We start from the raw sequence: 17,558 nt of genomic DNA, 5'->3' as shown, positions 1-17,558 counted from the left end.
CAAAAAATCACTGTCACCATTAACGGCACAGATGATAAAGCGGTGATTGCGGGTACTTCAACAGCACAGCTAACTGAAGATAAAGACGTTCACGGTGGACAACTCCGCGTTGACGGGACGTTAACCGTTACTGATGTCGATTCAGGACAAAACCAATTCCAAGCCACCTCACTACAAGGTCAGTTTGGTACTCTATCAATCAATGAATTAGGTCACTGGACCTATACCGCCGATAACTCGCAGCCGAGTATTCAAGGTCTTAAAACGGGTGGAACCGTTACCGATACAGTATTAGTTCATAGCGTTGATGGCACTGAGCAAAAAATTACAGTCACCATCAATGGTACTGACGACAAAGCCTTGATTGCGGGCACCTCAACCGCCAACTTAACTGAAGATAAAGACGTTCATGGTGGACAGCTTCGCGTCGATGGTGCGCTGACGGTAACGGACCTCGATGCAGGTCAAAGCCAATTTACCGCCACCTCACTACAAGGTCAGTTCGGCACGTTATCGATTAACAATTTAGGCCATTGGACCTATGCCGCCGATAACTCGCAGCCGAACATTCAAGGCCTTAAAACTGGCGAATCATTAACGGATACTCTCATAGTTCATTCAGTCGATGGCACTGAGCAGAAAGTTACCGTCACCATTAATGGCACTGATGATAAAGCCGTGGTTGCAGGAACAAGTACCGCACAATTAACCGAAGACAAAGACGTCCATCAAGGACAACTTCATGTCGATGGTGCCCTCACTGTTACTGATGTCGATACAGGACAAAACCAATTCCAGGCCACTGTGCAACAAGGTCAATTTGGTGCGCTTTCTTTAAATGAATTAGGTTATTGGACTTACACTGCTGATAATTCTCAGCCAGCGATTCAAGGTCTGAAAACTGGCGAGTCGCTCACCGATACGCTAGTTGTTCATAGTGTTGATGGCACAGAGCAAAAAATCACTGTGACCATTAACGGCACTGATGATAAAGCGGTGATTGGCGGTACAAGTTCAGCACAATTAACCGAAGACAAAGACGTCCATCAAGGACAACTGCATGTTGATGGCGCATTAACCGTTACTGATGTTGATAATGGTCAAAATCAATTCCAAGCCACAGTACAACAAGGACAATTTGGCTCACTGGCGTTAAATGAATTAGGTCACTGGACTTATACGGCTGATAATTCACAACCATCTATTCAAAGTTTAAAAACAGGTGAAACGGTAACTGATACCTTAGTCGTTCATTCTATAGATGGCACCGAGCAACAGATCACAGTCACCATCAATGGCACTGACGATAAAGCTGTTATTACTGGAATTTCAACAGGTGACGTTGATGAAGGTCATGGCAGTTTTGGCGATATGTCACCAGATTATGCACAACCTGGTATGGCTAAACTTGGACAAGCTGCATTAACCGCTGATGGCAAGTTAGATATTGTTGACCCTGATACTGGTGAATCACAGTTTGACTCTAAAGGCGGTGCTTGGAACAATTCATACCACGGACAATATGGACATTTATTGTTAAACAGTGATGGAACTTGGCATTATGACGTGACGGTTGGCAGCGTAGATTGGGTCGGCAATAGAAAAACAACTATTGGCTCTACTATAGATAAACTCGGAGAAGGACAAACATTAACTGATACAATCACTATCCAATCAAAAGATGGTACTTCCCACGACATTGTTATTACCATTCATGGTGATAATGACCGCCCTTACTGTTCATCTGAAGTTGTGATTGTAAATGGCAGCGAAGATACCCGCCAAACTCTGACTACCGCACAACTGCTGGCTAATACCGTGGACGTCGATACAAACGATGCTGGATTACTCACAATTGAAAACCTGCATGCCGACCACGGCTCCATTTTGAACAATGCCGATGGTAGCTTCACCTTTACGCCTGAAACAGACTATAACGGCTCGGTGCATTTTAATTACGATGTCAAAGATGCCCACGGCGGTATCACCCATACAGGTGCGTCAACCACGCTCGCGGCAGTGGGTGATGCTGCAATTATCACTGGCGTTGATACTGGTTCAATAACCGAAAACAGCGCGGGTGTCGACATGTCACCTGACTATGCTCACTCAGGCATAGCCACACTTGGCAATACAACACTCTATGCTGATGGTAAGCTGACCATCACAGACCCCGATGTAGGCGAGTCAGGATTTGAACGCCAAGGAAGCAATGGTTACGACTATCACGGCACCTATGGCGATCTAATCTTACTCACCGATGGCACCTGGCATTACCATGCCGATGCTGGGCATCTATCAGGTATAGGTGCTAGACCCACAACTCGCGGCACCGCAATTGACCAACTCGGCGAAGGGCAAAGCCTAACCGATACTATTACGGTTCACTCAAAAGATGGTACAACACACGACATCGTTATCACCATTCACGGCAGTAACGACAAGCCCTATTGTTCATCTGAGGTGGTGCTACAAAGTGGCAGCGAAGATACACGCCAAACCCTGACTACCGCACAACTGCTTACTAATACCGTCGATGTCGATAAAAATGATGCCGGTAAACTAACCATTGAAAACCTACACGCCAACCATGGTTCCATTCTAAACAATGACGATGGCACTTTTACCTTTACACCAGAAAAAGACTACAACGGTCAGGTTCACTTTACCTATGATGTCAAAGATGCCCACGGCGGTATCACCCATACAGGTGCGTCAACCACGCTCGCGGCAGTGGGTGATGCTGCCCAAATTGCTGGCGTTGATACTGGCTCGATATCTGAGAATACCGCGGGCACAGACATGTCACCCGACTATGCCCAACCAGGGATCGCCACACTTGGCAATACAACACTCTATGCGGATGGCAAGCTGACCATTACAGACCCCGATGTAGGCGAGTCAGGATTTGAACGCCAAGGCAGCAATGGTTACGACTATCACGGCACCTATGGCGATCTAATCTTACTCACCGATGGCACCTGGCATTACCATGCCGATGCTGGGCATCTATCAGGTATAGGTGCTAGGCCCACAACGCGTGGCACTGCAATTGACCAGCTTGGTGAAGGACAAAGCTTAACCGATACGATTACAGTCCATTCAAAAGATGGTACAACACACGATATTGTCATCACCATTCACGGCAGTAACGACAGACCTTACTGTTCATCTGAAGTGGTGCTACAAAGTGGCAGCGAAGATACACGCCAAACCTTAACCACCGCGCAACTATTAGCGAATACAGTCGATGTGGATGCCAATGACGCCGGTAAACTAACCATTGAAAACCTACACGCCAACCATGGTTCGATATTAATTAATGCCGATGGCACGTTCACTTTTACCCCAGAAAAAGACTACAACGGCGATGTACACTTCAGCTATGACGTCAAAGATGCCCACGGTGGTGTGACCCACACCAGTGCAACCACCAACTTGGCTGCGGTTAACGACAACCCTGATGTGACGCCTTTAACCGACAGTGTCAGTGAGGGGGCCGATAATCATCACACCCTCAATCTGCTATTAGGTGCCACAGATAAAGAGGGCGACGCTTTAACCATCAGCCACCTTGAATATGCCATCGATGGTCAACCTCAGTCGGGCCAACTTCCAACGGGCATTACCTTAGATACTGATGGTCATACATTAATTGTTGATGCCACCAATCCCGCATTTAACCATTTGGCCAATGGTCAGTCGCAACAAATCGCTATCACTTATCAAGTAGAAGATGGCCATGGTGGAAGTACGCAACAAACCGCCACGCTTACGATTGCCGGGACAGATGATAAAGCCGCACTGGTTTCTAATGTCATTCAGCTCACTGAAACACAAGCGCTGGATAGTGAATTTAAATTCTATAGAGGCCAGCTTCAGCTAATTGACCCTGATAGTGGTGATAACACTCAGTTTGTTTTTAGCGGGAAGTATTTAGGCCAAGGGTTTGAGCCTGGTCACCTTGATGTTTGGCCTAATGGCACTTATCAATTCAGATTAGAAGCTGTTACCAATCGTCATGCGGACGATCTCATTGGTAGCCTACATGCTGGCGAGTCGATGGAGCTCCCCTACGAAATCGAAACCAATGATGGTCAAAAGCTCACCATTATGGTGAAGGTGACCGGTGAAGATAACCAAGCAAAAATTGAAGTAACGCCCTACTCCAGCCTCAATAATCATGTTTACGAAGATCACACTTCCTTTGGCAATACCACTAATCAGCTCAGCAGTGGCGGCACGTTACAGGTCATTGACCCGGATCACGACCAAGCCGTTTTTATCGCACAAACCATCACCACCGCCGAAGGTGGTCGGTTCAATATCAACGCAAAGGGCCATTGGTCATACGATATTGACAATGATAAAGTCCAACATTTAGGCGCAGGGGAAAGCTTCCAGCAAACCTTTACCGTTGAATCTATTGATGGCAGTGCTAAAAAAGATATCACAGTGACCGTTCATGGCACCAATGATGCCCCAGTTGCATCAGCTGAAGTACGTTTAGCGAATGGCTTAGAAGATACCCAGATAGTCCTCACCCCAGCACAGCTACTGGCTAACACAACTGATATCGATGACAACGATATTGGCAAATTATCCATTGAAAACCTACAGGCTGATCATGGCGCTATTGCGTTAAATGCCGATGGCACCTTCACCTTTACCCCAGAAAAAGACTATAACGGCGATGTCCATTTTAGCTATGACGTTAAGGATGCACACGGTGGTGTGACCCATACAGGAGCTAGCACCACGCTCGCAGCGGTGAACGATGCAGCCCTGATCAATGGCCAGTCACAAGCATCATCGAACGTCGATATCTTCGAAGATGGTGCAACGAGTCGTCTGACGGGGCAGTTAACACTGACAGATGTCGACAGTGGCGAAAATCAGTTTGCCACAATCAGCCAGTTAGCGGGGCAGTATGGTTATCTGTCAATGGATCAGCAAGGCAATTGGTCTTATACCTTAGACAATTCACTCGCTACCACTAATGGTTTGGTTGCCGGGCAAGTTGTGACCGAAAGCTTTACCCTTACCTCACCGGACGGCACTGCTAGCCACACCATCAATGTGCAAATTCATGGCCATGATGACACGCCAAGCGTGAGCGTTAATGAAGGTGGTGCGGTTAAATCTCTCGATTTACTCGGTGGACTGAGCAGTGGCACTGTAAGCCACATGCAATTTTCGACCGACGGTGTTCATTACACTAATCAGGTACCCGATGGCTTTATGCTAGCCGGCGACGGCCATACATTACAGGTCGATCCGGCGCACAATAGCTACAACCATTTGGCCAACGGCATCGCCTTAAAAGTTGACATTAAGTATGAGCTACAACAAGGAGCTGGTAGCAATGTGCAGACATCGCAGCAGCAAGCTCAAGTCGTCGTCACAGGCACCAGTGATCGTCCAATCATCCACAGTTTTAACCCACATTCTCAGCAGAATAACGGCCCCGTTACAGGCAACTTACTGCAGGGGGCTACGGATGTTGATGATGGCGCACAGTTAGTGCTTGATGATGTGCAATTTCAAGACCCAGTAACGCATCACTATGTAACGGTTCAAGCTGGGCAAACTCATAACATTACTGGTGTTGGGGTTATCGCAATTTCAGCCAACGGCGACTACACCTTTACCCCAAACAGTCAATTTCGCGGGCAAGTGCCTAATCTTATCTACCGCGTCACAGACACGAATGGTGATTATGCAGACAATAGTCAGAACAACTTAACTATTCATATAGACCCTTATCAAGCCCCGATCATTATTGCGCCATTAGCAGTCTCGCTGGCCCATGATACCGGCAGCTCGGCCACAGACTTGATCACTCAAGATGGGGCGCTTAGCATCTCAGGTCAAACCGCTGGAATGCAGGTGGAGTATTCCACAGATGGTGGTGCCCATTGGAGCAGCCAATTTACTCCTGTCGAGGGACTTAATCAGCTACAGGTAAGGCAAACTGACAACGCTGGGCACACATCAAAAGCCACCAGTATTGATTTTACGCTAGACACTAATGTAGCAGCGCCACACATTAGCCTTGACCCTATCACTGCTGATGACGTGCTCAATCAGGCCGAGCTCAGTGGCAGCGTGCCAGTCACTGGTACTGTGGGGAGTGAAGTCAGCGTTGGCGACAATATCACCCTTACACTAGGCACACACACTTACACTGGCGCCGTGGATGCACAACATAGATTCTCAATCGACATCCCAGCCAATCAACTGAGCAGCCACACCAACATTAGCGCATCAGTCACCATAACGGATACAGCAGGAAACAACGCTACTGCGACGGATAATCATCACTACAGCACCGATACTAACGCGGCCATTAGGGTTAACCCAATCACTAGCGACAATATCATTGAAGCCAGCGAACACCAGCAAGCGGTTGATATAACCGGTACAGTATCTGGCGTTGAAGATGGGCAAACGGTTACAGTAACGATTGCGGGTCAGCAGCATCAAGCCGTGGTAACTCAAGGCGCTTGGCACACTTCATTAACCGCAGCGGAGGTTCAGGCGCTGCCAGGGGGAACGGTTGATGTCACCGCATCTGTTCAAGATTTAGCGGGTAATTTAGCATCAATACACAGCCCTCTGTTTATTAGCGATAGCGCTAACCCTGTACCCACTTTGAGCTTTAAGACCCCCCCCACACCAACAGGTAGTGGTAGCATTGGCTCACATATCTCAGGCGATCTGGTTGCACCTCCAATAATACAACAGCTCAGCCCTAGTTTATCTGGCGCTGGGTGGGCAATCACTGATGGCCACGGTCATACTTCAACCAGTTTGCAAGGCCAATACGGTACCTTAAGCATCGATCCCGTAACTGGCCACGTGGACTATGTTTATAGGCAAGCTCCGACTGCCGGTAATAAGGCGACAGGCGGCAGCCATTGGGCAGGGCAAACCACTTCAGAAGAACATCATGACGTATTTCAAGTTGTGTATCATGATGCACATGCGTCCAATGTTGATGTCAAAGTGAATGTAGATGTGACTTATGTTCATGGCCACAGTGGTCATAACCAAACCTCTACTCACCTTGTTGGCATGACAATCACACCCGATACATCTGCCGCTCCGCCACCTGCAGCGGACATGAACGACGTACCTGACGACATAATGACTTTTAGCGCAAGCATCACTGAAGATGAACCTTCATTTGATGAGGTGCTAGTGCATATTGGCGCTGATGATGAAAGCAGCCCCGAGCATCCCGAAGGTGCTCATTCACTTAACCAGTCCGGGGCGAGTTCTCCTATTGATCACTATCTACAGATGGTAGGCGTTAGTCATGCTGATATGAATCCAACTCCACAAGCAACAGTAGTGAATGATTTAGCTAATGTGGCGGAAACACTAGCGGCACCTGATGCCGATATGTTAGATGCCAATCAGGTCGACGCTTTTGAAAACCCGTTAGATGATGATAACCATCAGCAGCATAAAGATGAGTTATTGGCAGATTTAAATGACCAACCTGATCAAAGTGATACTAATCAGGCTAATGACGATGATTTGCTACATCAAGCATTAAATGACATGCACAATCAGGTCTAAAAAACTTTAGTCATAATAACTCTGTAATAGACTGAAAAGGCGCACCATGATGAATCATGGTGCGCCTTTTAAACATCGTTTTTTATAACCAGAATTAAAGCACTTTAGTGTAACTAATCACCCCATAGCCATGCCAGTCATCGACATCTGATTGATATTCTTTGCTATAAAAATCAAAGCTCCAACTCACAGACCATGTGGGAAATGCCCATATCACCCCTAAACTTGCTTGCGCTTGTTCATGCTTGATTTCAAGCGATGAGTCATAGGGTAAATCACCATCAATGGTTAAATCATTAAACCGATATCCAGCCTGCACCCTTGCATAAGCCGTCCAGCTACCATCAGAGTTAGCGGAATGAGTATAATTTCCTAAGTGACCAGCCTGACTTGAAAGTTGGCCAAAGGTTTGGTCTAAGTCATCACCCCAACGCAAGGTGAGACCGACACTCGATTGAGAACGAAAATTCCCAGCCATCGAATGATTAAATGCGCTTAAATCCCACTGACTATTTTCAAATGCTTGCTGACGAGTGAGTAAAGCTTCGACTTCATAGGCAAGTTGAAATGTCAGCTGATTCTCTATTTGATAATCCCAGCCACCCGGTTTAGTTGATGAGGTAATTTTATGCACCACTGATTGCAGCATTTCAGCCCCTGACGCAGGTCCCATAACACCAACAGACAACCAATTTTTTTGTGCCAGTGATGGGCTAAACACACCGGTATAGCTTTCTAACTCCAATAGACCTGCATAAGGTCTTTCTTCTGATTGTGGATAGTCATAGGCGATTTCAATTGGGGTCCACATTCGGCTATATAACTGAGCCCCACGGTGTGCTTGCTGTGTTTGTTGGGGGAATAAAAGTGCAGACTGCCATTGAAAGACCGATGCTGCCGCTGAAAAATTGTGTTCTGGCTTTGCATGCCAACCTATGACAAAACCATTGGAGTAATCACCATCTGAGCCGGTAACGATATCATTATCGAAGCTAAAATAAATTTGATCTGCTGTTACGCTAATCGGCGCTAAACTCGCTGATAACAGCAATACACCTGCCGCATTTAGGCTTTTTCTGCTCAATATACCCCCCTATCAAATACGTCAGCTCACTACGTTAGCTCGACAACGTAAAGTTATTTCCAAAATCTAAACATTACTGTCATTAAAATGAGTAAGCGATTTTAGTTTACCTCTTTAGCCTCCCCACTCAATGATCATTAATTAAACAGCCTCGGCAACGGCTTTTATAGTCAGCCCGCTCTACAAAGCATTCCAATTTAAGCAATATTTATGCAATTTACATTTCATTTAGCACAATAAAACGTCAAACATTACGAGATGTAACCATTAAATTACTGACAATAAAAAGCCGCGATTCACTCGCGGCTACATACGTTAAAATAAGCACTGGTCGCTAATATCATTCACTGTTAATGGCTGTAACCAGCACAAAAATCATCAAATGATAAAGGTTTAGAGTAAACATAGCCTTGAATAGAGTAAACACCATGCTCACTTAAATAAGCCACTTGCTCATGGCTTTCTACACCTTCTGCAATGATGTTTAAATTGGATTTTTGCGCAAATGAAATAATGGCTTCAATGGTTTTCGCATTAAAGTTATCTTGATGACCTATGGTATCAACAAACATTTTGTCAATTTTGAGGGTACTAATGCCTAAATTTTGCACATAACTAAAACCACCATAACCCGTGCCGGCATCATCTAATTTTAAATCTATGCCGATAGCATAAAACTTATCTAACATTTTACGCGCAGCAACTAAGTCACTAATAGGATGACGCTCAGTGATTTCTAATGAAATGCGATGTTGTTTCAACTCGCCTGATTCAACAACGCCTTTTAGCAATTGATACAAATCATCATTATCTAAATGTTCTGGCACAATATTAACGCTAAAAAATAATGGTTCTCGTGTAACCGCAAGTTGCTTAACATCATTAAAAACATGCGCCAACAACACCTTGGTCATATCAACAATTAAGCCATTGGCTTCTGCGTAAGGAATAAACTGATTCGGTGGCATTAAACTGCCATCTTGCCGTTGCCAACGCATGAGCACTTCTGCGCCAATGACTTTTTGACTGCGAGAATCGACAATAGGCTGATAAAAAGGAATAAACTCAGACCGCTTAATCCCTTGAATAATTTGGCTATGAACAGATTGACTATGGTTAAACCATAAACGGGCGATATACGTGACCCAAGCAGCCAAAATGCTGGCAATGATTAAAACACCCCACCATGAAAAGTAGGTATATTGCTCATAGAAATCACGATTACCAGATAATTCAAACTCCGCCTCAAAATAGGGCGAAGTTAGAGAGACCACTTCGCTAATAAAAGCTTCCTCATCAAAACTTTCAAAATCAAATACTAAAAAAGGTTTAGAGTCGAATGACATTTTATATTCTAAACAAGACTCACAGATCATAGGAACAAAATAACGCGGCGCTAAAGGGATTAAACTCGCGACGTAAAAAATATCCCCCATATTGCGAATAAGGATCAACTCAAGCTGCTCTTCAGTGGCAGACTCCAATACGCCTAAACTATAGGTTTCACTAATTTGATGATGTTTCACATTGTGAATTTCTCGAATAATCTCATTAGATTCACAATATATATTTAACCCTTTCGTTACGCCAACCCAACGAATAAAGTTTGCATCAAATACAGTGCGCTTTAACTGCGCCTCAGCCTGTGGGGTACACTCGAATGAATCAAAAGTGATTTCGGGTAATGTATTTAATTCTGCCGCACTGGTTTTAATTAAGTGCTCAAACTTATCCGTTAAAATTGCTGCGTCACGGGCAATGACTTGCTTGGCCAAGAAATGATCGACACCACGCAATAAACCAACACTGAGAAGTAATGCAACTAAAAAAATCAGGCAATATGTGATTCGTTCCATGACAGCACCTAAATCCTATAAATTAGTCACAATATAACCTGACTGAGTTTGTTACGGTAGTGTAAACATCTATATTAGTTGAAATTTAATTCATCACAGCACCAATCATTACTTTGCTGTGTAATAGGATCAATAAACTGTAATCGTTGTGCCAATAACTTTAGTGGATTAGCAAAGTTATCAGGTCCTTTCGGTTGTAGCACAGGGTAAAACCTGTCGTTAAGCAATGGCATACCAATGCTTTGCATATGCACTCTTAATTGATGAGTTTTACCTGTAATCGGACTAAGCTCAAACAAACCACTAATAGTGAGTCATTGGTCGACAGTCGTTCGTCACAGCTCATAAAATTCATATATTCAGCGCACTAAACAGTTATCGCTGCGCGTGACTCATGCTGATATAGCATTTAATCAAGCAGGTTAAAGAGCAAATTCAGCTTCATAGCCTTCGCAGCTCAGCTGACGCTCAATATGGCTAATCGGGTCAATAAACTGCAGTGATTTAGCAATTAACCGTAACGGTTTTGAAAAATCATCGGCACTCTTTGGCGCTAAAGTAGGATAATTAGTATCGTTTTCTAACGGCATTCCCAACGACATCATGTGTACCCTAAGTTGATGCATTTTCCCGGTTATCGGGCTCAGCTCAAATAAACCTTTATCGCCTTTTATGGCAATAAGGCTAATTTCAGAATGGGTATTGGGCTCACCTTCGGTCACTTTCATTAAAAAGCTTGGGGTTGAGCGCACCATCCTATTTTTAACCGTCCAGTGTATTGGCAAGGTTAATTCACCCGCTTGGGATTGTGCCAATAGTGCCGCTGTTAACTTAGCAATCGCTTGATATTGCTTTGTAATTTTGCCATCACTAAAAAGAGCATGATACGCATGCCTAGACTCAGGGTTAACTGTCATTAGCATGACGCCTGCAGTTGGCCTATCAAGGCGGTGGGCAGGAGTTATAGTGTCAATGCCGGTGGCAATCCTTAGCCTATGGATTAAGCATTCATTAACAAAGTTTCCGCTGGGGGTTACTGGCAAAAAGTGTGGTTTAAACACCAGCATACAATGCTCATCTTGATGCAAAATTTTCTGCACAAAAGGGATCTTGGTTTCCGCTGTCACTTCTCGGTAGTAATACACCCTTGTTGCAGGTCTATAGGCAGTATCGACAGTAATTAAGCTGCCATCTGCCCAATGCACTTTGCCGTCCTCAATCCGCTTTAACCACACTTGCGGTGGGATTTGCGCAAAATGCGACACTAAAAATTCCACCACGGTTTTTGGCGCTGTTGAACTTGCTGCTGCATTTTTCGAAGGATGAGTCAGTTGTGGTAACACCACATAAGAAGGTTGTGCAGCTCTAGCTGAGGTATCAGAAGACATAGTTACAATGATTAGTGACTTACATATCCCGTCAGTATAACGGACATGAGTAATATAAATGAACCTAAGCTTTCCTGTTAACGAGCCACTTGAAGTAAAATCCAGCACAGTTAGCCCAAACTTGGCGAGTTAAATACAATCACAGCGACTTGCTCGTCATTGCTGTAAAGCGGTAACTTAGGCATCTACATGAGACTTTAATAGCTGCAGCACAAAAGCCATAGTCTTGTGGCAATTAGGTTGCTCAACAAGCTGTAATTTATCCTTGTTATACATAGGTAACACTTCTAACCAACGCTGGCTCACCCAGGTGGCATCTTCTAAATGCACCTGATTATATAATTCCAATAAATCAGGGTTTACCTCATAGAATTGCTCTAAAGCGGCACTGATAATTTCAAACTTTTCGCCTATGGGTTCATCTTGCCAATTTTGACAGGCTAATGTGCGCGCAATCCAACTTCCATCCCTTAGTTGCGCCGCAGACAGAATTTTTACCCTTTGGCGACCTTCAATCACAATACTTAATGAGTCATCGTCGAGTTGATGAAAGTCGATAATCTCACACTCTGTTGCTGTGCTATAACATGGCGGACTGCTATTACCTTTACTGCTACTTTTACCGCTACTTTTACCGCTACTTTTGCTCGCAGCTAAGGCTAAGCGGTAGTCTCCTTTCAGCACACTAGCAACCATTAACAGCTGATTTGGCGATACCACTCTGATCTCTTGGCGGCCGCCAGGAAGAATAACCGCCTCTTGAATAACCAAGGCCATTTCTAATGTTTTCATAGCAGCCTCCAGACCATAGAAATGCTGATAAATATTCATTTAGGGCTTACACCACAAGGCGCAGCATATTTATATCGCCGATGACAACTAGCTCGCTTCAGCCTATATAATCAACTAGTTGTCACAGATATGAGCAAATTAAGTTTAGTGCTTGATAGTTTATTTGCTAGTCACCATCCGCTTATCATTCTTTTTAATGATAGCTGTAATTAACAAATAACGCAGACTTAAGCGATTAATTATTAGACAGGGTGTTTTACGAAATAGTTTCAAAAAGCGATCAGATAGCGCTTAAGATAACCCTTAAATAGGAGGTTAAAAACAATCAATAAAGCAGCTTAAAGCCGCTCTAAATGACTCATCACCGACTGGTTTTCAATGATGCCGGCAAACTCAATCGCCAGTTGCTCACTGCGCTTAACTGACTCGCGCCAATAAGCGATACGACTGTCGCTATCAAGCTTTTTAAAGTCTTCACGATCAGGAATTTTCTGGTAAGGCAAAGAAGCAATAAACTCTGGGGTCGGTGCCAGGATCAGCGCATTATGATAATGCTTTTTAGCACGGCGCCATTTTAGTGATTTATCGAACCAGCCAGGGCTCATGTAAGGATAAAAGTGAGGATATAAACTTAAGCCTTCTGCGGCAGGTAAAGGCATATCAAAGTGATAATCAGTAATGCCGCCATCGTAATAATGACCGTCACTAACGCCATTGATTTGGGTCACTGGCGAGAGCAGTAATGGAATAGAGCCAGTGGCTAGCAGCACTTGATTGATATTACTGCGAGTTAATTGAGCATGCTCGGTGGGCAGATCGGATAATTGTGAAAAAGGCGATTTAACTTGCTGATGACTAAATACCAGTCTTTCAAAGTGCCAAGCTAAACTGCGACGGCTAACAGCATTAGACACTGCAGTAGCAGCCAGCCCCATTGCTAATTTTCCCTTGGAACGCCCAGCATTTAAATGCTTGGCCTTACACACCACAAAATGACTTTGAATAATACGGTTATTGACTATATCCATGGCGCCATTAGCACCTAATATGCCAGCAATAATTCGCTCTACCTGCTCAGTCACCTCTTGACGAGAAGGCACAGTCTCGTAGCGCTGATCGATATAATAGTCTTCAAAGCGATGATAGGCCTCTAACGGATTCTTTTGCGCTAAACAGCTTAAACGCCAGGCTCCAGATGAAGCACCCATGGTATAAAGTGGTGCTTGCCTGTCACTAAAAAACTCACTGAACAAGTATTTATCGAGCCCTGCGACGCCAATCCATTTGGGGCCACCTGATGCTGCAAACAATTGAGTAAACATCGACTGCTGTATGCCGTTTTGTTCAATTTGTTCAAATGCCGTTTTGCCTGCTAATAATCGTAATGCTGCCACTTGATATCCTATTCATGTCAACCGCACTATCATCATAACCAACTGATCGCCGCTTTGTCTAAGCTGATTATTTTCACAGCCCTGTATAAATATATCTGTCATGGTGCAGCATGCTAAATTAAGCGATAATGACTTATCTTAACTTTTAGAGACTTATCATGATTGTCGATACCCTAGCAAATCATCAGCTTTATCATGCTATTAGCCCAAGATTAGCCACTGCACTTGCTCACCTCGCAGCCACTGATTTTAGCCAATATGAATTAGGTAATTACCCCATTGAAGGCAAAGATATATTTGCTATCGTCAATGATTACCAAACTAAGCCGAAACACACCGAGTCTTTTGAAAGTCATCAGCGTTATATTGATGTGCAATTTGTGGTTAGCGGTGAAGAAGAATTTGGCTATTTACCACTTGCAGATCAAGCGCCGTTAGCGCCTTATCACAATGAGCATGATTACAGTAAGTACGATTATGAAGCCAATAAAGCTAATGCGGCTTTTATACCCTTAAAGGCGGGTATGTTTGCGATTTTCTTCCCTGAAGATATGCATATGCCCGGCACCAGTGATACAGCCAAAGATGTCAGAAAAGTAGTCATCAAAGTGAGAGTTTGAGTTTCAGTCAGCTGTTGAGTTTACGTCTGCTTCAAAATCTGAAGCAAAACTTAAGCCTAGTCTGCTCATCACAAATAAAAAGGGAATAAGCGCTAACCGCCTTGTTCCTTTTTTTATCGTTCTTAAAATCAATAACAAAACAACTTCAAATCTTAGTTCACTCTAGTGACCTTTGGTTCCATACAAAGTTGCCGCCACACCAATTTAAAAACTCTCTTTACTAAAATGACAATTTATAGCTGTATTTTTTAATCTAAGCAAAAATGTGATCTTGATCGTTGTTATTAAGCTGTTAATATAACCACAAGAAATTAGTTATAACTAAAAGCTATATAACAACTAATCAACATGCGAGTCTTACCCCTATGAAAAGCGCCACTGAACTAAGCCAAATATATCTCGATGCTAATGCCACAACTCCTGTGCTACCCCAAGCTGCAACGGCAGCATTAACTACAATGGAAACCCTATTTGGTAACCCAAGTAGTAGCCATATCAGCGGCCTTAAAGCCAAAAACCTGATGGAGCAAACTCGGGTAAAAGCTAAACAAGTGATTGGCGCTGACACAGGTACCGTAATTTTTACCAGCGGCGCCACAGAAGGGATTCAAACCGCGATCATTTCCGCCTTAGTCGCGGCTAAAGCTGCCGCTAAAACTAGCCTCAAGCAAGATCAAACATACAGCTTGCTATATGGTGCCACTGAGCATAAAGCGGTGCCAGAATCCTTAAAGCATTGGAATGCCCTTCTTGAAATAAACGCAGAAATTAAAGCGATCCCCGTTGATCATATGGGTAATCTTGATCAGGACTTTATTGCTAAAGAAGCGCCCAATGCATTAATGATTTGCACCATGGCAGTAAACAATGAAACCGGGGTTTACCAAGACTTAACTCAGCTTGATCGCATCATCCGCCAAGCTAACCCTGATATTTATTGGTTAGTTGATTGTGTCCAAGCACTGGGTAAAACGGCATTAAACTTAGCCAACACCAGTATCGATTACGCGCCTTTTAGCGGACATAAACTGTATGCCCCTAAAGGCATTGGCTTTGTTTACATCCGCGAAGGTGCTCCATTTACGCCGATTATTGCTGGCGGCGGCCAAGAAAGCGGCCTGCGCTCGGGTACTGAAAACCTGCCGGGAATGGCAGCCATAAGTGTCATTTTCGATATGCTGTTAAATAACTCGCAATCGATGGGTACAAACCAGTTTGCCGATGTCGACACCTTAAGGGCTTATCAACAACAATTAATTGATACCCTTAAAAGTGCTTTTCCTGCTGTAGTGTTTAACCACAGTTTTAGCAATAGCGTGCCAACAACCATCAACTTTGCTATTGCAGGCTTTAGTAGCAAAGAGATTATGGATTTATTTGATGCCGCCAATATTCGCGTCAGTTCAGGCTCGGCTTGTTCATCAAAAGTCACCCGTAGCTTTGTATTAGATGCCATGGGATTACCCAAGTGGCAAAGCGAGTCAGCCATCAGAATGTCTTTTGGCCCCGCCATGACTCAAACGCAGGTGGATGAAGCCTGCATCAGAATTCAATCTGCCGCCAATGCATTAACCCATAGCTGTATGATTTTAGACAGTGGTGAAATAAGCGATAAACAGCCATTAAATGGTTTGGTTCAATTACGCTCAGGCCCGAGCTGTAGTTGGATTTATGCCGATCAACAAAGTAAGCAAGCAATCATCATCGATCCACTGCCAGAACTAAATGAACGCTTAGATACCCTATTGCAGTGTCAGCAACTTGAATTAGTGGCGGTGATCGACACCCATGGTCATGCCGATCATGTCTCTAGTCGCCAATACCTTGCCGACAAACATTTGCCGGATCAATTAAGCGATCATTTAGGCTGGCCGCAAAACTGCAGCAACGTCACCCAAGCGGGCGAGTTGTTTGAGTACATCACTATTGGCAATCAAGCACTGCTGAAAGTTGCCACCCCAGGCCATACCGCCGACAGTATTAGCTTGCTGTTATGTGACCCATTTTCTAATGAATTATCTAATGAATTATCTAATGAATTACCTAATAAATCGACTGATGAATTACCTAAGGCAGTATTAAGCTCTAAACCACTTAGCCAGCAATGCCGCTTTGCCTTTGCTGGCGACACGATTTTAATGGGCAGTCTCGGTAGAACCAACTTTGACAGCAGCTGCGCTAAAGCGATGTTTACCAGCCTTAAGCGACTGCATCAGCTTATCGGTGACAATACCCTGATTTGTGCCAGCCATGACTATAACAATGAGTTCACTACCTCATTAGCAGCAGAATCTAGCCGTAATGCACTGCTGGCCAACACCTTAAATGGCCAATTAAGCCAAAGCCAATTTGAAAGCCTAAAAGCCCAGCTTGATAGTCAGTTGTGTGATGAGTCTGGCAGTGAAATTCTTTGCGGCGCATTGCCAGCTAACGCTGCAGCTAAAGTGAATATTACCGAATACAACACAGAGAGCTTAACCAGCGCTTTATCAGCACAGCAAGTTAGCGTCATCGATATTCGTGAGCCCCATGAATACGCGCTGCAACCCACCAGTAGCACCACTGAGAATGTGCCACTAACCCGCTTAGTGCAGTTTATTCAGCAGCATCAACACCAAAAGCACAAGCCGTGGGTTTTAGTGTGCCGCAGTGGTAGCCGCTCCATGGTGGCCGCCCAAGCCATGCAGCGTTTAGGCTTTGATAATATTGCCCACCTTAAAGGTGGTTATGCTTTAAGTTAACAGCCATTGTGAATGCATTGACCACTGAGTAAATAACTAGTCAATAGCTGACAACTTAAGATGAATATTGCTTGATTTGAATCGCCTCAGGACGTT

8 protein-coding genes and 1 pseudogene are annotated in these 17,558 nt (G+C 44.3%); 3 read left to right on the top strand and 6 right to left on the bottom strand.

What is annotated here, in order from left to right; all coding sequences use genetic code 11:
* Positions 1 to 6: 6 nt before the first annotated feature.
* Positions 7 to 7,587: a VCBS domain-containing protein gene (locus AB4160_RS13610; protein WP_372005046.1), complete on the top strand. Its 7,581-nt coding sequence runs from the start codon at positions 7 to 9 to the stop codon at positions 7,585 to 7,587.
* 94 nt (positions 7,588 to 7,681) lie between these two features.
* On the opposite strand, the gene AB4160_RS13605 is transcribed toward AB4160_RS13610, so the two are convergent.
* From AB4160_RS13605 to AB4160_RS13580, 6 genes and pseudogenes are all read right to left on the bottom strand, one after another.
* A complete protein-coding gene (locus AB4160_RS13605; protein ID WP_241904054.1) occupies positions 7,682 to 8,671 on the bottom strand; it encodes a lipid A deacylase LpxR family protein in 990 nt (329 codons plus the stop codon).
* 350 nt (positions 8,672 to 9,021) lie between these two features.
* Entirely contained in the window at positions 9,022 to 10,527 is a 1,506-nt protein-coding gene (locus AB4160_RS13600) for an EAL domain-containing protein (protein ID WP_372005042.1), read from the bottom strand.
* A 74-nt stretch (positions 10,528 to 10,601) separates the two neighbouring features.
* Positions 10,602 to 10,829: pseudogene (locus tag AB4160_RS13595) on the bottom strand (pseudouridine synthase); the annotation flags it as partial.
* A 120-nt stretch (positions 10,830 to 10,949) separates the two neighbouring features.
* The gene (locus AB4160_RS13590; RefSeq protein WP_372005040.1) at positions 10,950 to 11,915 is read right to left on the bottom strand and encodes a pseudouridine synthase; all 966 of its coding nucleotides are present in this window, start codon (positions 11,913 to 11,915) and stop codon (positions 10,950 to 10,952) included.
* A gap of 177 nt (positions 11,916 to 12,092) precedes the next feature.
* Positions 12,093 to 12,707 carry an LON peptidase substrate-binding domain-containing protein gene (locus AB4160_RS13585; protein WP_372005038.1) on the bottom strand — a complete coding sequence of 205 codons (615 nt, stop codon included), beginning with the start codon at positions 12,705 to 12,707 and terminating at the stop codon, positions 12,093 to 12,095.
* Positions 12,708 to 13,045: 338 nt separating this feature from the next.
* Entirely contained in the window at positions 13,046 to 14,101 is a 1,056-nt protein-coding gene (locus AB4160_RS13580; protein ID WP_102476536.1) for an alpha/beta hydrolase, read from the bottom strand.
* 158 nt (positions 14,102 to 14,259) lie between these two features.
* On the opposite strand from AB4160_RS13580, the gene AB4160_RS13575 reads away from it, so the two are divergent.
* Entirely contained in the window at positions 14,260 to 14,721 is a 462-nt protein-coding gene (locus AB4160_RS13575) for a YhcH/YjgK/YiaL family protein (RefSeq protein WP_102436589.1), read from the top strand.
* Between the two features lie 365 nt (positions 14,722 to 15,086).
* On the top strand, positions 15,087 to 17,462 hold the full coding sequence (locus tag AB4160_RS13570) for an aminotransferase class V-fold PLP-dependent enzyme (RefSeq protein WP_372005035.1): 2,376 nt from the start codon (positions 15,087 to 15,089) through the stop codon (positions 17,460 to 17,462).
* Positions 17,463 to 17,558: the final 96 nt, after the last annotated feature.

The sequence above is a fragment of the Shewanella sp. 10N.286.51.B8 genome (genome assembly GCF_041469325.1).
GTDB lineage: Bacteria > Pseudomonadota > Gammaproteobacteria > Enterobacterales > Shewanellaceae > Shewanella.
This window is presented reverse-complemented; position numbering and strand designations above follow the sequence as displayed.